Raw genomic sequence first — 23314 nt, 5'->3', positions numbered from 1 at the left:
AACAAAAGGGCCATTCAATAATTGAATGACCCTTATAAATCCCGCAGAGCGGGTAATCGTGGCGTCCCCTAGGGGACTCGAACCCCTGTTACCGCCGTGAAAGGGCGGTGTCCTAGGCCACTAGACGAAGGGGACACAAACCTTCTATACAACTGATCAGCGCTGAGAACTGATCTATTCAAGGCCGGCGTGGCCAGACCTTGAACTGTAAATTGGTGGAGCTAAGCGGGATCGAACCGCTGACCTCCTGCATGCCATGCAGGCGCTCTCCCAGCTGAGCTATAGCCCCGGATTTTTCGCCTCGCGGCGGAGCAACGTTTTGCAACATCACTTCTGTAAAACTGGCGTCCCCTAGGGGACTCGAACCCCTGTTACCGCCGTGAAAGGGCGGTGTCCTAGGCCACTAGACGAAGGGGACGCAAACCCTTCTATACAACTGATCAACGCTGAGTGTTGATCGCTTCGAAGCCGGTGTGGCCAGGCTTCGAAGTGTAAATTGGTGGAGCTAGACGGGATCGAACCGTCGACCTCTTGCATGCCATGCAAGCGCTCTCCCAGCTGAGCTATAGCCCCTCATCGTTGATGTCATCGCTGAGGACGGGGCGAATCTTAAGGGCGTATCGAAAGCCTGTCAAACTTATTTTTGAAAAAATTCAAAGTTTTTTGTCGGCATAACAATCACTTACCGCCCTCCCCCCGAAAATCCGGGGGGAAAACGCCGAAGGCCGGAATCAAAAGATCCCGGCCTTCGGCGGTTCCTGCAGAGTCAGACGTGCTTAAGCAATCGCGCCCAGCAGCTTTTCCCACTCTTTGTTTTCTTTCTTCGACACACCGCCCAGCAGGTCGATCGCTTGGCGCAGACGGAAACGGGTCAGGTCCGGACCGAGGATTTCCATCGCATCGAGCACCGACACCGAACTCGCCTGCCCGGTGATCGCGGCAAACATCAGCGGCATCGCGTCACGCAGTTTCAGCTCAAGGGATTCGACCACCGCCTGAATCGTCGCGGTGATGTTGTCCTTCTCCCACTGACGCAGGCTTTCGAGTTTCCACAGGATCAACTGCATCAACTGGCGAACCTGATCACCGGAAAGCTTTTTCGATTCGAACAACTTGGCATCAGGGTTCACGCCACCGGCGAAGAAGAACCCGCCCAGCGGTGCAACCTGACTGAAGGTTTCCACACGCCCCTGAACCAGCGGCGCGATCTTCATCATGTACTCAGAGTTGAACGCCCATTTCTGTACGCGTGCGGCGAATTCTTCCACCGGCAGATCGCGCAGCCACTGGCCGTTGAGCCATGACAGCTTCTCGATGTCGAAGATCGGCCCGCCGAGGGACACGCGCTTGAGGTCGAAGTTGTCGACCATTTCCTGCAGCGAGAACTTCTCACGCTCGTCCGGCATCGACCAACCCATGCGGCCCAGATAGTTGAGCATCGCTTCCGGCATGAAGCCCATGCGCTCGTAGAACGTCACCGAGGTCGGGTTCTTGCGCTTGGACAGCTTGCTCTTGTCCGGGTTACGCAGCAGCGGCATGTAGCACAGTTCCGGCTGTTCCCAGCCGAAGTACTCGTACAGCAGAATCAGTTTCGGCGCCGACGGCAGCCACTCTTCGCCACGCAGCACGTGGGTGATGCCCATCAGGTGGTCGTCGACCACGTTGGCGAGGAAGTACGTCGGCAGGCCGTCGGTCTTCATCAGCACTTGCATGTCCATGCGATCCCACGGGATCTCGACATCACCACGGAGCATGTCCGGCACTACGCAAACGCCTTCGCTCGGCACCTTCATGCGGATCACGTGGGGTTCGCCAGCGGCCAGGCGGGCGGCGACTTCTTCCTTGGACAGCAGCAGCGCGCGGCCGTCGTAACGCGGGGTTTCGCCGCGCGCCATTTGCTCGGCGCGCATCTGGTCCAGTTCTTCAGCGGTGCAGAAGCACGGGAACGCGTGGCCCATGTCGACCAGTTGCTGGCAATACTTCTGATAGATATCGCCGCGCTCGCTCTGCCGGTACGGACCGTGTGGGCCGCCAACGTCCGGGCCTTCGCTCCAGTCGATACCCAGCCAGCGCAGGGCGTCGAAGATCTGCTGTTCGGACTCGCGGGTCGAACGCAACTGGTCGGTGTCTTCGATGCGCAGGATGAACTCACCGCCATGCTGCTTGGCAAAGCAGTAGTTGAACAATGCGATGTAAGCGGTACCTACGTGGGGGTCCCCGGTAGGCGATGGCGCGATGCGAGTGCGGACGGTGGTCATGGCATGTCTCGAAAAGAATGAAAAGCAAAACAATCAAGCGGCGAATGGTAACAGGCGACACCCGCCCCGCTCCAGCGGGCAGGGCATTTAAGCCAAGTTTGCGGCTGGAACGCCCATACAGCGCGGTGAATGGCTGAATATCGGCGGATGGCATTTACCGTTTATCGGCTTCGTGCCAGATTCGCGTACTGATACCTTTCCTTACAATTCCTCGACTACAGTTTGCCCATGCCTGCCCAACTCAAGCGTCGCCTGTTTATTTTCCTGCTGCTGGTTCTGTTGATTGCCGGGGGTTTCTTCGCCCATTGGTTTTTCAAGGGGCGCTTTTATGAAAGCACCGATAACGCCTATGTCCAGGGCGAAATCACTCGCGTCTCCAGCCAATTGAGCGCGCGCATCGACGAAGTAATGGTGCAGGACAATCAACACGTGGAAAAAGGCCAGTTACTGGTGCGCCTTGAGCCCAATGACTTTCGCCTCGCTGTCGATCGCGCCAATGCGGCTCTCGCTACCCGCGAGGCCGAGCGCTTGCAGGCGCAGAGCAAACTGACCCAGCAATCGAGCCTGATCGCCGCCAGCGACGCGCAAGTGGCGACCACCCAAGCCACCCTCGGCCGTTCGCAGATGGATCTGTCGCGTGCGGAAACCTTGCGCAAACCCGGCTACGTTTCCGAAGAACGGGTAACCACCCTTTCCGCCGATGCCCACATCGCCCGCTCGCAGGTGGCCAAAGCCCAGGCCGATGCGCAGAGTCAACGCCAGCAAGTCAACGCACTGACCGCCGAGATCAAGCGCCTAGACGCACAGATCGCCAACGCCCGCGCCGATCTCGCCCAGGCCGAACTCAACCTGACCCGCAGCGAAATCCATGCGCCGATCAGTGGCCTGGTCGGCCAGCGCGCCGCACGCAACGGCCAGGTCGTACAGGCCGGCGCCTATCTGTTGTCGATCGTCCCCGATGAAGACATCTGGGTTCAGGCCAACTTCAAGGAAACCCAGATCGGCCACATGCAGCCCGGACAGAAAGCCGAGCTGACCTTCGACGCCTACAGCGACACCCCCATCGAAGCGCGGGTCGACAGCCTGTTCGCCGCCTCCGGTGCGCAGTTCAGCCTGTTGCCACCGGACAACGCCACCGGCAACTTCACCAAGGTCGTACAGCGAATTCCGGTGAAACTGACCTTCAAGGCCGACAACCCGCTGCACGGCAAGATCCGCCCGGGCATGTCAGTCACCGCCACCGTGAACATCAAAGACGCCCCGGACAATGGCCGGTGATTCGCTGATCCGCCCGGTCGGTGAACCGACCCGGCGCGACTGGATCGCGGTGATGAGCGTGATGCTCGGCGCCTTTATGGCGGTACTCGACATCCAGATCACCAACTCCTCGCTGAAAGATATTCAGGGCGCACTCTCGGCGACGCTGGAAGAAGGCTCGTGGATTTCCACCTCGTACCTGGTCGCGGAAATCATCATGATCCCGCTGACCGCGTGGCTGGTGCAGTTGCTCTCGGCGCGGCGGCTGGCAGTGTGGGTGTCGCTGGGTTTTCTGGTTTCGTCGCTGCTGTGCTCGATGGCCTGGAGCCTGGAAAGCATGATCGTGTTTCGTGCCATGCAGGGTTTCACCGGCGGCGCGCTGATCCCGCTGGCGTTCACCCTGACCCTGATCAAACTCCCCGAGCACCACCGCGCCAAAGGCATGGCGATGTTCGCCATGACCGCGACGTTCGCCCCGTCCATCGGCCCGACACTGGGCGGCTGGCTCACGGAAAACTGGGGCTGGGAGTACATCTTCTACATCAACATTCCGCCGGGGCTGATCATGATCGCCGGGCTGATGTACGGGCTGGAGAAGAAGGAAGCGCACTGGGAACTGCTGAAAAGCACCGACTACACCGGCATCCTCACCCTTGGTGTCGGCCTCGGTTGTCTGCAGGTATTTCTCGAAGAAGGCCACCGCAAGGACTGGCTCGAATCGAACCTGATCGTGACTCTGGGCAGCATCGCCCTCATCAGCCTGATCACCTTTGTGATCGTGCAGATTTCCAGGCCCAATCCGCTGATCAATCTCGGCATCCTGCGCAATCGCAACTTCGGCCTTTCGAGTATTTCCAGCCTCGGCATGGGCGTCGGGCTATACGGTTCGATTTATCTGCTGCCGCTGTATCTGGCGCAGATCCAGAACTACAACGCCCTGCAGATCGGCGAAGTGATCATGTGGATGGGCGTGCCGCAGCTGTTTCTGATTCCACTGGTGCCGAAGCTGATGAAGTTCGTGTCGCCGAAATGGCTGTGCACGCTGGGCTTCGGACTGTTCGGGCTGGCAAGTTTTTCGTCGGGGGTGCTCAACCCGGACTTTGCCGGGCCGCAGTTCAATCAGATCCAGATCATCCGCGCCCTCGGCCAGCCGCTGATCATGGTGACCATTTCCCTGATCGCCACGGCGTACATCCTGCCGCAGGACGCGGGGTCGGCGTCGAGCCTGTTCAATATCCTGCGTAACCTTGGCGGTGCGATTGGCATTGCTCTGCTCGCGACGCTGCTGGATGCGCGGACCAAGACCTACTTCGATTATTTGCGCGAGGCGGTGGTGCCGACCAATCCGCAGGTGGCTGAGCGCCTGGCGTCAATGACCGACAGGTTTGGCAGCGACACGGCGGCGTTGGGCAAGTTGAGTGAGATCGTCCATCAGCAGGCGGCGATCATGGCCTACAACGATGCGTTTCACTTTGTCGGGATTGCGCTGGGGATCAGCATGCTGGCCATTCTGTTGACCAAGAAATTGCCGCAAGGGCTGAAGGCTGGGGAAGCCCACTGATTTTTGTGCCGCCTGTAGCGGCCTTATCGCTGGCAAGCCAGCTCCCACAGGGATTGATGGTGTACACAAAATGTGTGAGCACCAAAGGAAACCAAGGAGCTGGCTTGCCAGCTCCTATAGGGATTGATGGTGTACACGAAATGTGTGAGCACCAAAAGAAACCTGTGGGAGCTGGCTTGCCAGCGATGAGGCCCTATCAGGCAACATCAATCAAACAGCCAAAAGCCGCTCGCGCAATTTGGCAATCTCATCACGCATCTGCGCCGCCGCTTCAAACTCCAGATCCCGCGCCAGCTGATACATCTTCTCTTCCAGTGCGCGAATACGTTTGGCGATCTCGCTCGGCGAGCGCAATTCGGCCTCGTACTTGGCGCTTTCTTCGGCCGCCTTGGCCATGCCCTTGCGCTTCTTGCTGCGCGAACCCGGCACGGTGGCGCCCTCCATAATGTCGGCAACGTCCTTGAACACGCCTTTGGGCGTGATGCCGTTCGCAAGGTTGAAAGCGATCTGCTTGTCGCGACGACGTTCGGTTTCACCGATCGCCCGCTCCATCGAACCGGTCATGCGATCGGCGTAGAGAATCGCCCTGCCGTTGAGGTTACGTGCCGCACGGCCAATGGTCTGGATCAGCGAGCGTTCGGAACGCAGGAAGCCTTCCTTGTCCGCATCGAGGATCGCCACCAGCGACACTTCCGGCATGTCCAGGCCTTCGCGCAGCAAGTTGATCCCCACCAGCACATCAAACGTGCCCAGGCGCAGATCGCGGATGATCTCGACCCGCTCGACGGTGTCGATGTCCGAGTGCAGATAACGCACGCGCACGCCGTGGTCGGCGAGGTAATCGGTCAAGTCTTCGGCCATGCGCTTGGTCAGCGTGGTGACCAGCACCCGCTCCTCGACCGCCACGCGCTTGGTGATTTCCGAGAGCAGGTCATCGACCTGAGTCAGCGCCGGACGCACCTCGACTTGCGGGTCGACCAGACCGGTCGGCCGCACCACTTGCTCAACCACCCGCCCGGCGTGCTCGGCTTCATAGTTGCCCGGTGTCGCCGAGACGAAAATGGTCTGCGGGCTGACCCCTTCCCACTCATCAAAGCGCATCGGCCGGTTGTCCAGCGCCGACGGCAGGCGGAAGCCGTATTCCACCAGCGTCTCTTTACGTGAGCGGTCGCCCTTATACATTGCGCCGACCTGCGGCACGCTGACGTGGGATTCGTCGATCACCAGCAAGGCGTCGGCCGGCAGGTAATCGTAGAGCGTTGGTGGTGCAGCACCGGCCGGACGTCCGGACAGGTAGCGCGAGTAGTTTTCGATGCCGTTGCAGTAGCCCAGCTCGAGGATCATTTCCAGGTCAAAACGGGTGCGTTGCTCCAGACGCTGAGCCTCGACCAGTTTGTTGTTGCTGCGCAGGTACTCAAGGCGTTCCTGCAATTCGACTTTGATGTGTTCGATCGCGTCGAGCAGGGTTTCCCGTGGCGTCACGTAGTGACTCTTCGGGTAGAAAGTGAAGCGCGGCATCTTGCGGATGACTTCGCCCGTCAGCGGGTCGAATGCGGAAATGCTTTCGACCTCGTCATCGAACAGCTCGATGCGGATCGCTTCCAGATCGGATTCCGCCGGGTAGATGTCGATCACATCGCCGCGCACCCGGAAGGTTGCCCGGGCAAAATCCATGTCATTGCGGGTGTATTGCAGATCGGCCAGACGCCGCAGCAGTGCGCGCTGGTCGAGTTTGTCGCCGCGATCGACGTGCAGCACCATCTTCAAATAGGTTTCCGGACTGCCCAGACCGTAAATGCACGATACCGTGGTGACGATGATCGCGTCCTTGCGTTCCAGCAATGCTTTGGTCGCAGACAGGCGCATCTGCTCGATGTGGTCGTTGATCGACGCGTCCTTCTCGATAAAGGTGTCGGACGACGGCACATAGGCTTCGGGCTGGTAATAGTCGTAGTACGAAACGAAGTATTCGACGGCATTGTTCGGAAAGAACGCCTTGAACTCGCCGTACAGTTGCGCAGCGAGGGTTTTGTTCGGCGCCAGCACCAGCGTCGGACGCTGTACCTGAGAGATGACATTGGCGATGCTGAACGTCTTGCCCGAGCCGGTCACACCGAGCAGCGTCTGGTGCGCCAGCCCGGCTTCGATGCCCTCCACCAATTGGCGGATGGCTTGCGGCTGATCGCCGGCGGGCTCGAAGCGGGTGACTAGCTGGAATTCGGACATACACACCTCTGGGATCGCAGCGTTCCGAGCAAAGCGGAACACCACGGGGACGACCGCAAACGACCGATGTCGCGCAAGAAAAAACCTGGATTGTGCTCAATGTGGAGTCGATTGCCTCGGCTTTCAAGGTAAACGTCCTACATCCAGCAAAGTCTCTGACAGGGTCAATCGACTAACGGTCAAGAAATAATCGGAAAAACTTACCCGAAATGCCGATTCCGCTGTCGCCATTGCTCAGTGATGGCCTCTATACTAGCTCCCCGTTTGTGCACCGCTCTAGTGCATTCGGCTGGAGCGCTACACGTCCCTCCACTCTCCATTCAGAGCCGCCGTAATAATGAGCCTGTTCTCCGCTGTCGAAATGGCACCCCGCGATCCAATCCTGGGCCTTAACGAAGCTTTCAACGCCGATACCCGGACCACCAAGGTCAACCTGGGCGTTGGCGTTTACTGCAACGAAGAGGGGCGAATTCCACTTCTGCGCGCCGTGATCGAAGCCGAAACCGTTCGTGCTGCTCAACACGCTTCGCGCGGTTACCTGCCGATCGATGGCATCGCTGCCTACGACCAGGCCGTACAGAAGCTGCTGTTCGGTAACGACTCGCCGCTGATCAGCGCCGGTCGCGTCATCACCACTCAGGCCGTCGGCGGAACCGGCGCACTGAAAATCGGTGCTGACTTCCTCAAGCAACTGCTGCCGAACGCTGTTGTGGCAATCAGTGACCCGAGCTGGGAAAACCACCGCGCGCTGTTCGAAACCGCCGGTTTCCCGGTGCAGAACTACCGTTACTACGACGCCGCCACCCACGACGTGAACCGTGCCGGCATGCTCGACGACCTCAACGCCCTGCCGAACGGCTCGATCATTGTCCTGCACGCCTGCTGCCACAACCCGACCGGCGTCGACCTGACCCCGGCCGACTGGAACAACGTGCTGGACGTGGTCAAGGCCAAAGGTCACGTGCCGTTCCTCGACATGGCTTACCAGGGCTTTGGTGACGGCATCGACGAAGATGCCGCCGCTGTGCGCCTGTTCGCCGAGTCCGGTCTGACCTTCTTCGTCTCGAGCTCGTTCTCCAAGTCGTTCTCGCTGTACGGCGAACGCGTTGGCGCCCTGTCGATCATCAGCGAATCGAAAGAAGAAAGCGCGCGCGTGCTGTCGCAGGTCAAGCGCGTGATCCGAACCAACTACTCCAACCCGCCGACCCACGGTGCAAGCATCGTCGCCGCTGTGCTGAACAGCCCGGAACTGCGCGCGCAGTGGGAAGCCGAACTGGCGGAAATGCGTCTGCGCATTCGTGGCATGCGCGAGCAGATGGTTGCCCTGCTGGCGGAAAAAGCCCCGGGCCGCGACTTCAGCTTCGTCGGTCGTCAGCGCGGCATGTTCTCCTACTCCGGCCTGACCACTGAACAAGTGCATCGCCTGCGTAACGAGTTCGGCATCTACGCCCTGGACACCGGCCGCATCTGCGTGGCGGCGCTGAACCAGAGCAACATCAAGGCTGTGACGGATGCGATCGTTCAGGTCATCTGATTACGCTTTGCGATGAAAAACGGGAAGCCTTGCGGCTTCCCGTTTTTTATTGTCACGAAACAATCCCTATCCCCTCTAAACTGCACACATGTCCAAATGTGGGAGCGAGCTTGCTCGCGAAAGCGATCTGTCATTCAACATCGTTGTCGACTGACATGACGCCTTCGCGAGCAAGCTCGCTCCCACAGGTGATGAGTACATTCCAGAATTTTGTGAGATCAGATATGAAAAACGACAACCTGCGCGCCGACCGTGACGACCTGGATGACTTCATCCCGCGCACCACGGCCAAACGCGAAAAAAGCCTGGTGCTGCAAGTGGCCACCGGCGTCTTCCTCGGCGGCCTGGTCCTGTGGCTGGTGCAACTCGCAGCCACTGCGGCTTACGCCAAACTGATGATGGGCACCATCACCTTCGGCAGTTAAGCCAGTTCGGTCGCACGCTGACTCGCGGCGTCGTCATAAACGACGTACAGCGATTCGGCGATCTGGCTTTTGATCGCCTTGGTGCTTTCAAGGCCCAGGACAAAACCTTCAGCCTTGCCACCGGCGCGGTTCAATTCCTCAGCGGTGCTGGCCTGGGTGATTGCATCGAAGAGTTTTTCGGCGTGGGGACCGACGCCCTTGGGCAGGCTGATTTGCGCGATGCTCATGCGAACACCTCGCTGTTGCGGGACAAATGGTTCATGGCGCGGACCTTTTTCGGCGAATGGCCGGCAGCGCGTGTGACCACTTCCGGGCGGCCATGGTAGACCTCTGCTGCAGTTCTGGTAACCGCCAATCGCTGACAAGTCACCGCCCATCCAGAAGATTCAGTGTTTTTTATAACCGATGCTTGACTTCTCTTTTTGAATCAGTAACATACGCACCAATTCCGCAATAGCTCAGTTGGTAGAGCAAATGACTGTTAATCATTGGGTCCCTGGTTCGAGTCCAGGTTGTGGAGCCAAATAGCAAAGCCCCTGAATCGAAAGATTCAGGGGCTTTTTTGTGGGCGCTCGAAAAGATCAAACAAAAAGGGCCGATCTGCGCTTAACAGATCGGCCCTTTTCTATTCACAGGCAGCCGTCAGACATGCTCACCGCTTTTGGCATGCACCTTCGGCGCACCTTGCCCATGATCGTGATCATCAGGCTCGATCACCGGCACTTCCTTGCCATCGCAGTCATGCAGCTTGCCGTCGCTGAAGTAATCGCCTTCACGCAACGCTGCCAGATCACGATAGCGCAGGGTCCGCTCTTCCGCCGCGGCAAACACCGACTGCTGGTCCGAGTTGCCGGCAGTGAAGTGGTTGAACGCCAGGTTGAGCAGGATCGCCATGATCGCCGACGAGCTGATGCCCGAATGGAAAATGGTCGCGAACCAGCTCGGGAAGTGATCGTAGAAGTTCGGCGCGGCAATCGGGATCATGCCGAAGCCGATCGAGGTGGCAACGATGATCAGGTTGACGTTGTTGCGGTAATCCACCTTCGACAGCGTGCGAATACCGCTTGCCGCCACCGTACCGAACAGCACGATACCGGCGCCACCCAATACTGACGTCGGTACGGCGGCAATCACCCGGCCCATGAACGGCAGCAGACCGAGAATCACCAGGAAGATACCGCCAGTGGCGACCACGTAACGGCTCTTGATCCCGGTCACCGCCACCAGCCCGACGTTCTGGGCGAAAGCACTTTGAGTGAAGGAACCGAAGATCGGCGCAAACATGCTCGACAGCATGTCTGCCCGCAAGCCATTGCCCAGGCGCTTGGAATCGACCTTGGTGCCGATGATTTCACCGACCGCGAGAATATCCGCCGAAGTCTCTACCAGAGTCACCATCACCACGATGCACATCGACAGGATCGCGGCGAAGTGGAAAGTCGGCATACCGAAGTGGAACGGCGTCGGGAAGCCGAACATCGGCCCCGTGGTGACGCTGGAGAAATCCGCCATGCCAAGGAACACCGCCAGCACCGTGCCGATCACCATGGCCAACAGGATCGACAGACGCGAGATGGTCGAACTGCCGACCTTGCTCAGCAGCAACACCAGCACCAGTGTGACCGCCGCCAGACCGATGTTCTGCATGCTGCCGAAGTCCGGGGCATGGCTGTTACCGCCCATGGCCCAGCGTGCGGCCACTGGCATCAGCGTCAGGCCGATGGTGGTGATCACGATGCCGGTGACCAACGGCGGGAAGAACTTGGTGATGCGCGAGAACACCGGCGTGATCAGCAAACCGATCAAGGACGCCGCAATCACCGCGCCGAGCACCGACTGGAAGCCGCCCTCGCCGCCACTGCTGACGATCGCGACCATGGTCGCCACGCCGGAGAACGACACGCCCTGCACCAGCGGCAACTGACAACCAAAAAACGGCAGACCCAGGGTTTGCAGCAGTGTCGCCAGCCCCCCCGCAAACAATGAAGCAGCAATCAACAAACCAATGTCCGCCGGCGACAGCCCGGCAGCCTGACCGATGATCAGTGGCACCGCGACGATACCGCCATACATGGTCAGAACATGTTGCAGGCCGTAAGCCATATTCGCGCCGACCCCGAGATTTTCGTCCTCGGGCCGTTGGTGTGAAACATGGGGCGTTTTCATGGTGGGGGGTTCCCTGGTTTTTGTTATGCGCACACTGTATTCAATACTCGTGACAAATGTCCATAGAGTTGTATACAACTTATTGGTCACATAATGGCCAGGTAGCCACCCATCCTGCTAGCCCGCTGCTGCCAGTGCCCACAAATCCGGCAACACATTCCCTCCTGTCACTGTGGATGTGAGCACTCGTGTGAAGTGTTCACGGCGACCTCAGGCCGGGACGATCATCCGTTCAAGGGCATGCCGCACATGCGGAAGATCAGGCAGGCGCAGATCAAATTCGCCAGCCAGCAACGCGATCAACTCATCGACATCCGCCACTTCCCGGCGCTCACTCTCGGCGCCCACGCGATGAAGCGCGAAGCTGCCGTTGTTCAACGTCTTGCGCCAGCCGTCACCGGTGCGCGCAACCATCAGGCGCTGGGTGAACGGTGATTGCGGATGGGTCGATACGTACCAGTTGCCGATGGTGTAGTCGATGTCTTCCTGGCGTTGCAGATCGAACAGGTACATCGACCGCCACTCACCCGCCACCCTGGCGCGCAGCATGTAGCCATCGGTCTGTTTTTCGATGCGGTAGGGTTCGTGCGGCGTGGACTGCTCGTGTTCGCTGTCGAGGATCAGCGGTGCCGTTGGCACCATGCCGCCGAAGCCGACGTCGGTGATGTAACGCACGCCGTCGAGGGTCACCAGGCTCAAGCGGTGAGTACGGGCGGTCCAGCTGCCTTCGGGTTGATTCATCACCACCCGACCGCTGATGGCGCGAGCATCGAAGCCCAGTTCAAGCAACAGGGCGAAAAACAGGTGATTGAGTTCGTAACAGTACCCGCCACGGCCATGGTCGAATACCTTCTGTTCAATAGAGGCGAGATCAATCAGCACCGGCGCGCCAGTGATCGTGGCCAGGTTCTCGAAGGGAAAGGCGCCGGTGTGACGTAATTGCAGCTGACGCAGGGTGTTCAGGGTCGGTGCAGGCGGCGTATCGAAACCCAGGCGTTGCAGGTACAGCTTCAGATTCGTCAGGCGTGGTTCGCTCATTGCTCAGTCCTTTTGCATGGGCCGCAGATCACTGCGTTAATGGTCGCCATGTATACGGGATCAGGCACTGTTTTCGACAATTGATTTCGCCAATCACCTGCTAGCGTTTCTTGCGCGAACCGATGCGAATCCACGTCGGCGCATGGTCACTGGCGTGCGGTTCGTTGCGCACCCAGGCGTCTACGCCAGCCTCGTGCAGATACGGACTCAGCGCCGGGTTGAGCAAGAGATGATCAATGCGCAACCCGGAGTTGGTTTGCCAGTGTTGGCGGAAGTAATCCCAGAACGTGTACAGCCGATCTTCGGGATACAGATGCCGCAGCGAATCGGTCCAGCCCTGATCGAGCAAGCGCTGATAGCACTCACGGCTTTGCGGTTGCAGCAACGCGTCCTTGAGCCATGAACGGGTGTTGTAGATGTCCATGTCGGTGGGCACCACGTTGTAGTCGCCGGCCAGCACCACCGGGTGGTCGCTGCTTTGCAGGTCCTTGGCGTAACGGATCAGGCGCTCGAACCAGGCCAGTTTGTAGTCGAACTTCGGCCCCGGCTGCGGGTTGCCGTTTGGCAAGTACAGGCACCCGACGAGCACTCCATGCACTGCGGCTTCCAGATAGCGGCTGTGCTTGTCATCGGGGTCGCCGGGCAACCCACGGCGGCTCTCCAGCGGCTGCGCATCGCGGGCAAGAATCGCCACGCCGTTCCACGACGCCTGACCCTGCCAGATTGCGCCATACCCGGCGGCTTCCAGCTCGGCGACAGGAAACGCGCTATCGACGGATTTGAGTTCCTGCAGGCACGCGATGTCCGGCTGTTCGCGCTTGAGCCAGTCCAGCAGGTTCGGCAGCCGTGCGCGCAGGCCGTTGACGTTGTAGGTGGCGATCCGCAGGTTTTTCATCGGCTGAGGCTCCTGCCCAAGGCATGTAAAAATTGTGACCGTGTGCCCCTCGCGCAGGTTGCATCGGATCACTGCGCTGCGGCGTAATAGGCGCTCGCCCTTCGCCCGCACTGCCGAGACCTGAATCCATGCAAACCACGCTGCGAGGTCAGCGCATCCTTCTGCGCCCGCTGCAATATTCCGACGCCGCCGCCCTGCTCGATGCCGCCGCTGACGGCGAACTGTGGAACCTCACCGTCACCGTGGTGCCTTCGGCGTCGACCATCGACAGTTATCTGAAAAAGGCCCTCGATGGCCGCGAAGCCGGTACGGTCATGCCATTTGTCATCGTATTGAAAGACACCGGCGAGGTGATCGGCTCGACCCGCTTCTGGAAGATCGACCGACTCAATCGCAAGCTGGAAATCGGCAGCAGCTGGATCGCGGCGCGCTGGCAGAAGTCGTTCGTCAACACCGAAGCCAAATACCTGATGCTGTGCCACGCATTCGACCTGCTCGACTGCGTGCGCGTGCAATTCACCACCGACGAAAACAACCAGAAGTCACGCAACGCGATCCTGCGTCTGGGTGCGCAGCAGGAAGGCATCGTCCGCCATGAACGGATCATGCCCGACGGGCGCAAGCGCAACTCGGTGCGTTTCAGCATCATTGATGACGAGTGGCCACAGGTGCGCCTGCACCTGGAACAGAAACTCGCCGCTTACGCCTGAGGCCCGTCGTTCACACGCGATGGCGCAGCCACTGCAGAAAGCCTTTTTTCGCCACGACCACGGGCTCGTCCTGCGTCAGGGTCTGCGCTTTGTGCAGGCGATAATCGAGCAGGGTTTTCATCGCTTCACTGATGTCGTGACGAGCGTCCAGGCACGGTTTCAAATAGGATTTTTCGATACGGTACATGGCGCAGAACGTTTTCGCGGCGAAGGTGGCCGGCACCGATGAATCGGAAAGAATACCGGCCTCGCCAATCACTTCCCCCGGCCCCATGCGTCCGGATTCGAACGGTTTGCCATGACGGATCAAGGTCACGGTGACCACTCCGGATTCGATGATGAACAGGTGATCGCTGACCTCGCCCGCCCCCAGAATCTGCTCGCCGGCGCGGAAGGTTTGCAGGGTCATGTTCTGGCTGAAGGTGTCTTTTTCTTCCTGACGCAAGGTCGAGAAAATCGGTGAACTGTCGAGCAACGCCCGTGGCCGCGAAAGGTTCGTCGGCGCGTTGCTTTCATCGCTGGACAGCAGGTTCACCCCGGACGCCTGCAAGTGCCGATAAGCCAGATCGAACAGTTGATTGCGCACCACACGTTTCTCGCCCATCGAGGCGACGAACCCGCTGATTTCGTATTCCGCGCCGCTGCTGCCGGAGCTTTTCAACGCGACGCTCGGCGCCGGCGTGTCGAGCAACTGGCGACAGCCCTGCATCGCCCGCTCCAGTGCGTCGATCACCGAGTTGGGCCGGGCATGAGGGCTGACCTGCACACTGACTGCCACACCGAACATGTTGCTCGGTCGACTGAAGTTGATGATCTTGGCCTTGGCCGCCAGTGAGTTGGGGATTACCGCCATGCTGCCCTGACTGGTTTGCAGACGCGTGGCGCGCCAGTCGATGTCGGTGACCCGGCCTTCGGTGCCGTCGATGGAGATCCAGTCATCCAGCTGATAGGGCTTGGTGGTGTTGAGGACGATCCCGGAGAACACGTCGCTGAGCGTGCTCTGCAAGGCCAGACCGACGATGATCGCCAGCGCGCCGGACGTCGCCAGCACGCCTTTGACCGGCAGATCCAGCACATAAGCGAGCGCTGCGATAATCGCGATCAGGAAAATCACCGCGCCGAGCAAGTCCTGCAACAAGCGCCCGGTGTGCCCGACCCGCTGCATCATTACCGCGCCGATCAACACCGTCAGGGTGCGAGCGCCGAACAACCACCAGCCGATCTGCAAACCGGTCGCCGCCAGGTGCAGCGGCACGTTGTCGGCCCACGGCGCCGGCTCCATCGGGTTGAGGCCTTCGTTGAACAGTACGGCGCTGAACAGGCTGAAAATCAGCACCCGCACCAGCAGCTTCCACTCGCTGCCACGGGAGCTGATCAGGCGCCACAGCCCCAGATCGAGGAGGATCAGGATCAACGCGCAAAACAACGGATGTTCGCTCAGCAGAGACAGCATCAAACAACTCCGACGGGGGCCAATCGCGAGAAGATCGCACAGATTGGGCAAGTGTAGGAGCAATTGATTTCAGCGGATGAACCCGCACCCAAAAACACCACAAACCCATGCAGGATTGAGCCTGCTCGCGATGGGGGGGGTATCAGTCGAAATCTCTCTGACTGACCCACCGCCATCGCGAGCAGGCTCACTCCTGCAGTTATTGCATGACTTGAGTTATTGACCGTTGGTCAGGGTGCTGTAGCTGGTCATCAGGTTGCGGTAGTCCGGGATGTGGTTGGAGAACAACGTACCCAGCCCTTCGATATCGTTGCGCCAGTCGCGGTGCAGCTCGCAGGCCAGGCCGAACCAGGTCATCAACTGCGCACCGGCACTGGACATGCGGTTCCACGCCGATTCGCGGGTCAGTTCATTGAACGTGCCGGAAGCATCGGTCACCACAAACACATCGAACCCCTCCTCCAGTGCCGACAGTGCCGGGAAGGCGACGCAGACTTCGGTCACGACGCCGGCGATGATCAACTGCTTCTTGCCGGTCGCCTTGATCGCCTTGACGAAATCTTCGTTGTCCCAGGCGTTGATCTGGCCAGGACGGGCAATGTACGGCGCCTCTGGGAACAGTGCCTTGAGTTCCGGCACCAGCGGGCCGTTCGGGCCGGTTTCAAAACTGGTGGTCAGGATTGTCGGCAACTTGAAGTACTTGGCCAGATCGGCCAGCGCCAGTACGTTGTTCTTGAAGCGGTCCGGTTCAATATCACGCACCAGCGACAGCAGGCCGGCCTGGTGATCGACCAGCAGCACCGCAGCGTTGTTTTTGTCCAGACGTTTGTATTGAGTGGTCATTGCAGTAATCCTCGCGTGTTGTCTGAGCCGACTTCGGGTCGGCGTGGATGAAACAATCAGCGCTGGGAATCCAGCACTTCGTGTTCGTTCGCGACTTGCTGAGCCTTGAGGTAGCTCTCGATCAGCAACTGATAATGCGGCATGGCCTGGGCGTAGACCGCCGCCCACTGCTCGGCATCGGGACGGTTCCACGAGCCTTGTAGCTCGGAAAGCGTAGCCATGATGTCGATCGGCACCACACCGGCCTGGGACAGACGGGCAACTGTCAGATCAGTGGCCAGTCTGGAGTGATTACCGGAGGCGTCGACCACGGCAAACACTTTGTAGCCTTCATGCACGGCGGCGATGGATGGGAACGCCAGGCAAACGCTGGTCAGGGTGCCGGCGATCACCAGGGTTTTCTTGCCGGTGGCTTTGACTGCCGCATGAAACTCGGCGTTGTCCCAGGCATTGATTTCACCCTTACGGGCGACGTATTGCGCATGCGGCGCGGCCTCGTGAATCTCCGGAATCAACGGCCCGTTCGGCCCCTGCGGTACGGACGCCGTGGTGATCACCGGTATGTTCAGCAAGGTCGCGGCTTTGGCCAGCGCCACCGCGTTGGCGCGCAGTTGCGGTACATCGATGTCCTTGACGATCTGGAACAGGCCGCTCTGGTGATCGATCAACAACATGGCGGTGTCGTCGGGATCGATGGTCGGTTTCTGGCCATTGAAATTCGCAGCATTGATCGTGCTCATGGGCGTTTCCTCTTTCTTTGGGCAACAGCCATCCCTGGCCCTCGAAACGGCCTACGCGTCCTGTGTAGAGCGCAGTGATTGTGCGTTAAGCGTGCATCTGGCCGAAGCGGCCGGACTGGAAGTCGGCGAAGGCCTGGTGGATTTCCTGCTCGGTGTTCATCACGAACGGGCCGTGACCGACGATCGGTTCGTCGATCGGCTCGCCGCTGAGCAGCAACACCACGGCGTCTTCGCTGGCTTCGAGGGTCAACTGATGGCCGTTACGCTCGAACAGCGCCAACTGCCCTTCGCGCACCGACTCCAGGCCGTTGACCTGCAGCGAACCTTTCAACACCACCAGCGCGGTGTTACGGCCTTCATGCAGATCCAGCGTCAGCAACTTGCCGGCATTCAGGCGCAGGTCCCAGACGTCGATAGGGGTGAAGGTGCGCGACGGCCCTTTGCGGCCATCGAATTCGCCAGCGATCAGGCGCAGATGGCCGGCGTCGTCCTTGAGGGCGATGCTCGGGATGTCGCCATCGAGAATCGTCTGGTAACCCGGCGCGGCCATTTTGTCCTTGGCCGGCAGGTTGACCCACAACTGGACCATCTCCAGGTTGCCGCCGGTTCTGGCGAAGCGATCCGAGTGGAACTCCTCGTGCAGGATCCCGGAAGCGGCGGTCATCCATTGCACATCGCCCGGGCCGATGGTGCCGCCACTGCCGGTGGAGTCGCGGTGCTGCACCTCGCCCTCGTACACGATCGTCACGGTTTCAAAACCACGGTGCGGATGCTGACCCACGCCACGTCGCTCGGTGGTCGGGGTGAAATGCGCGGGACCGGCATGGTCGAGCAGCAGGAACGGGCTGATGTGTTTGCCCAGGTTGTCGTAGGAAAACAGCGTGCGAACCGGGAAACCATCGCCGACCCAGTGGCCGCGCGGGCTGGTGTAGATACCGATGATGTTTTTCATGGTTGTCTCCAATAGGGTGAGTGACGCGATGGATTAAGCTTAAATCCGTGACCATTAATGCACTAGACTGCAAAAATCGGCTTTAGCGTTCTATTTGGAGAACGATGATGGAAGACCTCAACACCCTCTACTACTTCACCCAAGTGGTCGAACATCACGGCTTCGCCGCCGCCGGGCGGGCGCTGGACATGCCCAAGTCGAAACTCAGCCGACGCATTTCCGAACTCGAAGAACGCCTCGGTGTACGCCTGCTGCACCGTACCAGCCGGCATTGTTCCCTGACCGAAATCGGCCAGGCGTATTACCAGCGCTGCCTGGCCATGCGTGTCGAGGCCGAAAGCGCCGCCGAACTGATCGAGCGCAACCGCTCGGAGCCGCAAGGCCTGGTGCGCCTGAGTTGCCCGACGGCGCTGCTCAACTCCTGGGTCGGGCCGATGCTCACGCGCTACATGCTCAAGTACCCGCTGGTGGAGCTGTTTATCGAGAGCACCAACCGCCGGGTCGATCTGTTACACGAAGGCTTCGACATCGCACTGCGCGTGCGTTTTCCGCCGCTGGAAAACACCGACATGGTGATGAAAGTGCTCGGCAACAGCACCCAGTCGGTGGTGGGCAGTCCGCTATTCCTCGAGCGCCTCTCGTCACCGCCCTCGCCCGCTGATCTCAACGGCTTGCCCAGCCTGCATTGGGGGGCCGCGCAACGGGAGTATCAATGGGAACTGTTCGGACCGAATGACAATACGGCGGTGATTCGGCATACCCCGCGGATGGTTACCGATGACTTGATTGCCTTGCGCCAGGCGGTGATCGCCGGGGTGGGTGTGGCGCATCTGCCGAGCGTGGTGGTACGTGAAGACATCGCCGCCGGACGCGTGGTGGAACTGGTACCGGGCTGGGCGCCGAAATGCGGAATCGTGCATGCGATCTTTCCGTCACGGCGCGGGTTATTGCCGTCGGTGCGTACGTTGATTGATTTTCTCGGGGAGGAGTTTGCGCGCAGCGATATCGCTTGAACCGGTAATGCGGCCTTCGCGAACAAGCCCCCTCCACACGAGACCACCTTCCTGTGCGGGGACAGGCTTGCTCGCGAAGAGGCCAGTCCAGACAACACAAGTCCTTTGGTTGATTCGTGACTTCTGCTCAACAGTGCTTTGCCTCACCGGCGGTTTTTCTCAAGGAAGCCGACGCGGATACTCCGGCCCATTCCCACTGCAACCCTGGAGTCATCAATGTCTGTTCCCGCTTTTGGTCTGGGTACGTTTCGCCTGCAAGGTCAGGTGGTCATCGATTCGGTGAGCACCGCCCTTGAGCTCGGCTATCGGGCCATCGACACCGCACAGATTTACGAGAATGAGGCCGAGGTCGGCGAGGCCATCGCCGCCAGCGGCATTGCGCGCGATGAGTTATTCATCACCAGCAAGATCTGGATCGCCAATTTCGCCGGGGATCGCCTGATCGAAAGCCTCAAGGAAAGCCTGCAAAAACTGCAGACCGACTACCTCGATCTGACACTGATCCACTGGCCATCGCCTGACGATCAGGTGCCGGTCGCCGAATTCATGGGGGCATTGCTGGAAGCCAAGCGTCTGGGCCTGACCCGGCAGATCGGTGTCTCCAACTTCACCATCGAACTGATGCAACAGGCGATTGAAGCCGTGGGCGCCGACAACATTGCCACCCTCCAGATCGAACTGCACCCGTACCTGCAAAACCGCAAAGTCGTCGAGTTTGCCAAAAGCCAGGGCATCCACATCACCTCGTACATGACCCTCGCGTATGGCGAAGTCCTGAAAGACCCGCTGATCCAGCAAATCGCCGAACGCCTGCAGGCCACACCGGCACAAGTCACCCTGGCCTGGGCCATGCAATCGGGGTATGCGGTGATTCCATCGTCAACCCGACGCGCCAACCTGCAGAGCAATTTGGGGGCCGTTGCGCTGCCCCTGAGTGACGCGGACATGGCGCAGATCGCCACGCTGGAACGCGGTCATCGCCTGACCAGCCCGAAAGGCATTGCGCCGGTCTGGGATTGATCGCTCAGGCCTGAAGACGCTGCGCGAGAGCGTTCATGGCCTCGCGCAACACACGGACCGCCCTGACTACAGGTTCGGTATCGGCGCCGCGACTGACCTGCTCAAGTTCGTCGCACGCCGCCACCAGCCGCGCCGCGCCGACCATGCGGGCGGCGCCCTTGATGTGATGCGCCAGCTCGCGCAGCCCTTCCGGATCCCGCCCGGGCCTCAGCCGTTCAAGGCGTTGCAGGTCGTGATGCAGACTGTTCAACACTTCTTCGCGCAGACGCGCAATCAGCGCGTGATCCTCGCCGGCCATCTGCTCCAGCGTACTCAGATCAATGTCTACCGGAACAATGTCCTCGGTGGGTTCAAGCTGTCCGCCGTCATGACTGGCGCCCTCGAGCGCCTGTGCCAGATCGTGCAAGCGAATCGGTTTGAACAGGCATTCGTCCATACCCGCCGCAAGGCAGCGACGCTTCTCCTCGACCTGGGCATTGGCGGTAAACCCGAGGATCAGGCAGGGCCGACGCCCCGTCGTAGTCTCTTCGGCACGGATGGCCTGGGCGAGTTCATAGCCATTGCGCCGCGGCATGTTGCAATCGGTGATCACCACATCGAATGACTGCGCCCGCCAGCGTTCCAGACCTTCATGACCATCCTCGGTGTCGACCGTGCGGTGCCCCAGTTCACTCAGTTGCCAACACAACAACAGCCGATTCACCGGATGATCGTCGACTACCAGCACCTGCAGCGAGCACGATGCCTCGCGCAGTGTTTCAGGCGTCGCGGGGCGCTGCTCCAGTGCCGTCAATACTGCCAGCTCAAGGCTGACCTCCACCTGCGTCCCCTGGCCCGGCTCGCTATCGAGGCGCAACGTACCGCCCATCATTTCGCACAGCGTGCGACTGATCACCAGGCCCAGTCCGGAGCCGCTGCGCGCCGACTGGGGACTATTGCGCGCCTGGACGAACGGGTTGAACAGCCGCTGCCGATCCTGTGCTGCGATGCCGATGCCGCTGTCTTGAATGACCACGTTCACCGCCAGTCGCTCGGCCGTCGAGGGCCTTACCGCCAGCCACAAGCTCACCTCGCCGGTGTCGGTGAACTTGATCGCGTTACTCAGCAGATTCGACAGCACTTGCTTGAAACGCGTCGGGTCGATCAACACCTCAACGTCGCTGTGTGCATCGAGTTCGATGTGCCACAGCAAGCGTTTCTGCCGGGCCAGGCCTTCGAATACCCGACAGACCGACACCACCAGTTCACGCAGATTGGCCCGTTCCGGGGCGATGGACAAATGCCCGCTCTCAATGCGGGCAATGTCGAGAATGTCGCCGATCAGCGCCAGCAATTGCTGCCCGGCATTGGAGGCCACCTGAATCGCCAGGCGATCGGTCACGCCCTCTTCGGCCCGCTTCAGGGCCAGTTCGAGCATGCCGATCAACGCGTTCATCGGTGTACGGATTTCATGGCTCATGGTTGCCAGAAACGTGGTCTTGGCCCGATTGGCGTCGTCGGCGATGTCCTTGGCATCCTGCAATTGCTGCAACCATTGCTGGCGCTGACGAATCTGCCAGCGCTGAAAACCGATCCAGCCCAGCGCCAGCACCAACAGACCCGCCGCACCGGCAAAACCCAGCACAATGGTGCGGCGATGACGCAGCCAGTAACTGTCCTCCACCACCACATCATTGCCCCAGCGTTCGACCAGTTCGTCCATCTGTTGCGGGGCGATGCTCAGCAGGGCCTTGTTCAGGATCGAATGCAGCAGCGGCGCCTGCGGAGCAGTGGCCAGGGCAATGCGGGCCGGCTGGTCGCCGACGGTGCCAATGATGCGCAGGCGCTCGCGGTACTGGTGGGCAATCAGAAAGCGCGCAACCAGCAATGAACTCACCGTCGCATCGACCTGGCCCTTGGCAATCCACTCCATGCCTTCGGCAGGGCTTCTGACGTCGACCAGACGAATGCGCGGTACCCGTTCCAGCAGATAGTTGCGTAACGGGTGACCGCGATAAATCGCCACGCGTTTGCCCACCAGATCGTCGAGGGTGCGCGGACTCTGCGCCGCTACCGCACTGACCAGCACAAACGGATTGTTCAGGTAGGCGCGGGTGAATTGCAGCTCGTTTTCGCGCTCACTGCTGGGCGTCACTACAGGCAACACATCGAGGTCGCCGGCCTTCAGTTGCTCGATCTGGCGATCCAGCGAAGCACCGCGCACGATCGCGAATTGCAACCCGCTGCGCTGGCTGATCAGGTTCAGCAGTTGCGCGCCCAACCCGCTGAAACGGCCGTCGGCATCAAAAAAAGTCAGCGGCGCGAAATCTTCGATGGCGCCGACCCGCACCAGCGGATGCTGATCCAGCCATTGCTGCTCGGTCGCACTGAGCTGGACCCGGGACTGCCCCGCCATCTCGGCAGGACCGGCGCTCCAGCGCAGCTCAATGCGTTGCCGCTGCTCGCCGGGAATCGCCGCCAGTGCCTTGTCGACGATGCGTTTGAGGCGCACATCGCTGCGCAACAAGGCAAAACCGAAGGGGTTGGCGTCAAGCCCCGCCGGCCCGGCCAGGTGCAGGTCGTTGCGGTAATTGGTGTTGATCAAGTAGTTGGCGCTGATCAGATCGCCCAGATAAACGTTTTCTGCGCCAAACGCCACGGCCCCCAGCGCATCCATCGCCGAGGCATAACGCTGTATTCGTGCGCGTGGGTATAACGCCTGTACATTCGCCAGCGGCAAATAGTCTTCGACCATGGCGACGCGTTTGCCTTCGAGGCCCATCGTTAACAGTTCGTCGAACCGGGTGACCAGCATGGGCTGATCTTCGGCATAGGCGCGGGACAGAACGATGTCCGGGTCGGCAGTTTCAAACGAATTGGAGGTGCCCAACAGATCGAGATCTGCGCGCTTGAGCGCGCTCATCAGCGCCTCCCGGTCGGCGTACCGGCGCACTTCGATCCGCACGCCGAGCAGTTGCGCCAACAGGTCAGCGTAGTCAGCCGTGAGCCCTTCCAGCTCATGTTGATTGCGACTGATCTCGAACGGCGGGTAGTCGGGCCCGGAAATCCCCATGCGCAATACGGGATGCTCGCGCAGCCATTGCCGGTCCTGTTCGTCCAGGGGCAGCTGGACATGCTCCAGACCGCTGCGGGTGAGGATGTCCAGTACCGGTGGCGCCTCGCTCGCCCAGCAGGCCCCCGCCACCATCAGCCACAGCCAGACAACACCACCTGCGAGCTTCAT

The 23314-nt window shown here is 60.2% G+C and carries 18 protein-coding genes and 5 tRNA genes; 8 read left to right on the top strand and 15 right to left on the bottom strand.

The genetic code is table 11. The annotated features are described in order from the left end of the window. Positions 1-59 precede the first annotated feature (59 nt). The 5 genes from PseuLF5_RS11580 to gltX form a co-directional block, all read right to left on the bottom strand. Positions 60-135 (bottom strand) — tRNA-Glu (locus tag PseuLF5_RS11580). Positions 136-213: 78 nt separating this feature from the next. After that, positions 214-289 (bottom strand) — tRNA-Ala (locus tag PseuLF5_RS11575). 53 nt (positions 290-342) lie between these two features. Next, positions 343-418 (bottom strand) — tRNA-Glu (locus tag PseuLF5_RS11570). A 79-nt stretch (positions 419-497) separates the two neighbouring features. After that, positions 498-573 (bottom strand) — tRNA-Ala (locus PseuLF5_RS11565). Positions 574-776: 203 nt separating this feature from the next. Beyond that, positions 777-2258 (bottom strand): glutamate--tRNA ligase, encoded by a 1482-nt coding sequence (gene gltX, locus PseuLF5_RS11560; protein ID WP_123463440.1) that lies wholly within the window; start codon positions 2256-2258, stop codon positions 777-779. 228 nt (positions 2259-2486) lie between these two features. Here gltX and PseuLF5_RS11555 point away from each other — a divergent pair, with 228 nt between their 5' ends. Both PseuLF5_RS11555 and PseuLF5_RS11550 read left to right on the top strand, forming a co-directional pair. Further along, the gene (locus PseuLF5_RS11555; RefSeq protein WP_222833289.1) at positions 2487-3536 is read left to right on the top strand and encodes an HlyD family secretion protein; all 1050 of its coding nucleotides are present in this window, start codon (positions 2487-2489) and stop codon (positions 3534-3536) included. Between the two features lie 49 nt (positions 3537-3585). Continuing rightward, entirely contained in the window at positions 3586-5076 is a 1491-nt protein-coding gene (locus tag PseuLF5_RS11550) for an MDR family MFS transporter (RefSeq protein WP_177490498.1), read from the top strand. A 210-nt stretch (positions 5077-5286) separates the two neighbouring features. On the opposite strand, the gene uvrB is transcribed toward PseuLF5_RS11550, so the two are convergent. Then, positions 5287-7302, bottom strand: a complete 2016-nt coding sequence (gene uvrB, locus PseuLF5_RS11545) for an excinuclease ABC subunit UvrB (RefSeq protein ID WP_123463446.1) — start codon at positions 7300-7302, stop codon at positions 5287-5289. Between the two features lie 337 nt (positions 7303-7639). Here uvrB and PseuLF5_RS11540 point away from each other — a divergent pair, with 337 nt between their 5' ends. After that, entirely contained in the window at positions 7640-8836 is a 1197-nt protein-coding gene (locus tag PseuLF5_RS11540) for an amino acid aminotransferase (RefSeq protein WP_123463448.1), read from the top strand. Between the two features lie 224 nt (positions 8837-9060). Next, a complete protein-coding gene (locus PseuLF5_RS11535; RefSeq protein ID WP_340133569.1) occupies positions 9061-9261 on the top strand; it encodes a hypothetical protein in 201 nt (66 codons plus the stop codon). Here PseuLF5_RS11535 and PseuLF5_RS11530 read toward each other — a convergent pair. Beyond that, a complete protein-coding gene (locus PseuLF5_RS11530; RefSeq protein WP_123463450.1) occupies positions 9258-9488 on the bottom strand; it encodes a hypothetical protein in 231 nt (76 codons plus the stop codon). The two genes, PseuLF5_RS11535 and PseuLF5_RS11530, sit on opposite strands and share 4 nt — an antisense overlap. 220 nt (positions 9489-9708) lie before the next feature. On the opposite strand from PseuLF5_RS11530, the gene PseuLF5_RS11525 reads away from it, so the two are divergent. Then, positions 9709-9784: transfer RNA gene (locus PseuLF5_RS11525), tRNA-Asn, on the top strand. 119 nt (positions 9785-9903) lie between these two features. Here the strand turns inward: PseuLF5_RS11525 and PseuLF5_RS11520 are convergent. The 3 genes from PseuLF5_RS11520 to xth form a co-directional block, all read right to left on the bottom strand. Continuing rightward, positions 9904-11427 (bottom strand): nucleobase:cation symporter-2 family protein, encoded by a 1524-nt coding sequence (locus PseuLF5_RS11520; RefSeq protein ID WP_123463452.1) that lies wholly within the window; start codon positions 11425-11427, stop codon positions 9904-9906. A 210-nt stretch (positions 11428-11637) separates the two neighbouring features. Continuing rightward, the gene (locus PseuLF5_RS11515; protein ID WP_340133568.1) at positions 11638-12465 is read right to left on the bottom strand and encodes an arylamine N-acetyltransferase family protein; all 828 of its coding nucleotides are present in this window, start codon (positions 12463-12465) and stop codon (positions 11638-11640) included. Between the two features lie 100 nt (positions 12466-12565). After that, positions 12566-13360 carry an exodeoxyribonuclease III gene (gene xth, locus PseuLF5_RS11510; RefSeq protein WP_123463455.1) on the bottom strand — a complete coding sequence of 265 codons (795 nt, stop codon included), beginning with the start codon at positions 13358-13360 and terminating at the stop codon, positions 12566-12568. A 128-nt stretch (positions 13361-13488) separates the two neighbouring features. Between xth and PseuLF5_RS11505 the strand changes: the two genes are divergently transcribed. Next, positions 13489-14070 carry a GNAT family N-acetyltransferase gene (locus tag PseuLF5_RS11505; RefSeq protein WP_123463457.1) on the top strand — a complete coding sequence of 194 codons (582 nt, stop codon included), beginning with the start codon at positions 13489-13491 and terminating at the stop codon, positions 14068-14070. Between the two features lie 10 nt (positions 14071-14080). Here the strand turns inward: PseuLF5_RS11505 and PseuLF5_RS11500 are convergent, their stop codons facing one another. From PseuLF5_RS11500 to PseuLF5_RS11485, 4 genes are all read right to left on the bottom strand, one after another. Beyond that, the gene (locus tag PseuLF5_RS11500; protein ID WP_186744702.1) at positions 14081-15523 is read right to left on the bottom strand and encodes a mechanosensitive ion channel domain-containing protein; all 1443 of its coding nucleotides are present in this window, start codon (positions 15521-15523) and stop codon (positions 14081-14083) included. 216 nt (positions 15524-15739) lie between these two features. After that, positions 15740-16366, bottom strand: coding sequence for an isochorismate family cysteine hydrolase YcaC (gene ycaC / locus PseuLF5_RS11495; protein ID WP_340133567.1), 627 nt, complete (start codon positions 16364-16366; stop codon positions 15740-15742). A 56-nt stretch (positions 16367-16422) separates the two neighbouring features. Continuing rightward, positions 16423-17106 carry an isochorismatase family protein gene (locus PseuLF5_RS11490; RefSeq protein ID WP_340133566.1) on the bottom strand — a complete coding sequence of 228 codons (684 nt, stop codon included), beginning with the start codon at positions 17104-17106 and terminating at the stop codon, positions 16423-16425. 85 nt (positions 17107-17191) lie between these two features. After that, positions 17192-18058, bottom strand: coding sequence for a pirin family protein (locus PseuLF5_RS11485; RefSeq protein ID WP_340133565.1), 867 nt, complete (start codon positions 18056-18058; stop codon positions 17192-17194). Between the two features lie 104 nt (positions 18059-18162). Between PseuLF5_RS11485 and PseuLF5_RS11480 the strand changes: the two genes are divergently transcribed. Together PseuLF5_RS11480 and dkgB are read left to right on the top strand one after the other, a co-directional pair. After that, on the top strand, positions 18163-19071 hold the full coding sequence (locus tag PseuLF5_RS11480; RefSeq protein ID WP_340133564.1) for a LysR substrate-binding domain-containing protein: 909 nt from the start codon (positions 18163-18165) through the stop codon (positions 19069-19071). Between the two features lie 216 nt (positions 19072-19287). Then, positions 19288-20091: a 2,5-didehydrogluconate reductase DkgB gene (dkgB, locus tag PseuLF5_RS11475; RefSeq protein WP_340133562.1), complete on the top strand. Its 804-nt coding sequence runs from the start codon at positions 19288-19290 to the stop codon at positions 20089-20091. 4 nt (positions 20092-20095) lie between these two features. Here the strand turns inward: dkgB and PseuLF5_RS11470 are convergent, their stop codons facing one another. Continuing rightward, positions 20096-23314, bottom strand: a complete 3219-nt coding sequence (locus PseuLF5_RS11470; RefSeq protein ID WP_340133561.1) for an ATP-binding protein — start codon at positions 23312-23314, stop codon at positions 20096-20098.

It is taken from the genome of Pseudomonas sp. LF-5 (genome assembly GCF_037626295.1).
Lineage (GTDB): Bacteria > Pseudomonadota > Gammaproteobacteria > Pseudomonadales > Pseudomonadaceae > Aquipseudomonas > Aquipseudomonas monsensis.
This window is presented reverse-complemented; position numbering and strand designations above follow the sequence as displayed.

Excerpts from the sequence above, each read along its gene's own strand:
- gltX (WP_123463440.1), bottom strand. The coding sequence starts at position 2,258 with ATGACCACCGTCCGCACTCGCATCGCGCCATCGCCTACCGGGGACCCC.
- PseuLF5_RS11555 (WP_222833289.1), top strand. The coding sequence starts at position 2,487 with ATGCCTGCCCAACTCAAGCGTCGCCTGTTTATTTTCCTGCTGCTGGTT.
- uvrB (WP_123463446.1), bottom strand. The coding sequence starts at position 7,302 with ATGTCCGAATTCCAGCTAGTCACCCGCTTCGAGCCCGCCGGCGATCAG.
- PseuLF5_RS11540 (WP_123463448.1), top strand. The coding sequence starts at position 7,640 with ATGAGCCTGTTCTCCGCTGTCGAAATGGCACCCCGCGATCCAATCCTG.
- PseuLF5_RS11535 (WP_340133569.1), top strand. The coding sequence starts at position 9,061 with ATGAAAAACGACAACCTGCGCGCCGACCGTGACGACCTGGATGACTTC.
- PseuLF5_RS11530 (WP_123463450.1), bottom strand. The coding sequence starts at position 9,488 with ATGAGCATCGCGCAAATCAGCCTGCCCAAGGGCGTCGGTCCCCACGCC.
- PseuLF5_RS11520 (WP_123463452.1), bottom strand. The coding sequence starts at position 11,427 with ATGAAAACGCCCCATGTTTCACACCAACGGCCCGAGGACGAAAATCTC.
- PseuLF5_RS11515 (WP_340133568.1), bottom strand. The coding sequence starts at position 12,465 with ATGAGCGAACCACGCCTGACGAATCTGAAGCTGTACCTGCAACGCCTG.
- xth (WP_123463455.1), bottom strand. The coding sequence starts at position 13,360 with ATGAAAAACCTGCGGATCGCCACCTACAACGTCAACGGCCTGCGCGCA.
- PseuLF5_RS11505 (WP_123463457.1), top strand. The coding sequence starts at position 13,489 with ATGCAAACCACGCTGCGAGGTCAGCGCATCCTTCTGCGCCCGCTGCAA.
- PseuLF5_RS11500 (WP_186744702.1), bottom strand. The coding sequence starts at position 15,523 with ATGCTGTCTCTGCTGAGCGAACATCCGTTGTTTTGCGCGTTGATCCTG.
- ycaC (WP_340133567.1), bottom strand. The coding sequence starts at position 16,366 with ATGACCACTCAATACAAACGTCTGGACAAAAACAACGCTGCGGTGCTG.
- PseuLF5_RS11490 (WP_340133566.1), bottom strand. The coding sequence starts at position 17,106 with ATGAGCACGATCAATGCTGCGAATTTCAATGGCCAGAAACCGACCATC.
- PseuLF5_RS11485 (WP_340133565.1), bottom strand. The coding sequence starts at position 18,058 with ATGAAAAACATCATCGGTATCTACACCAGCCCGCGCGGCCACTGGGTC.
- PseuLF5_RS11480 (WP_340133564.1), top strand. The coding sequence starts at position 18,163 with ATGATGGAAGACCTCAACACCCTCTACTACTTCACCCAAGTGGTCGAA.
- dkgB (WP_340133562.1), top strand. The coding sequence starts at position 19,288 with ATGTCTGTTCCCGCTTTTGGTCTGGGTACGTTTCGCCTGCAAGGTCAG.
- PseuLF5_RS11470 (WP_340133561.1), bottom strand. The coding sequence starts at position 23,314 with ATGAAGCTCGCAGGTGGTGTTGTCTGGCTGTGGCTGATGGTGGCGGGG.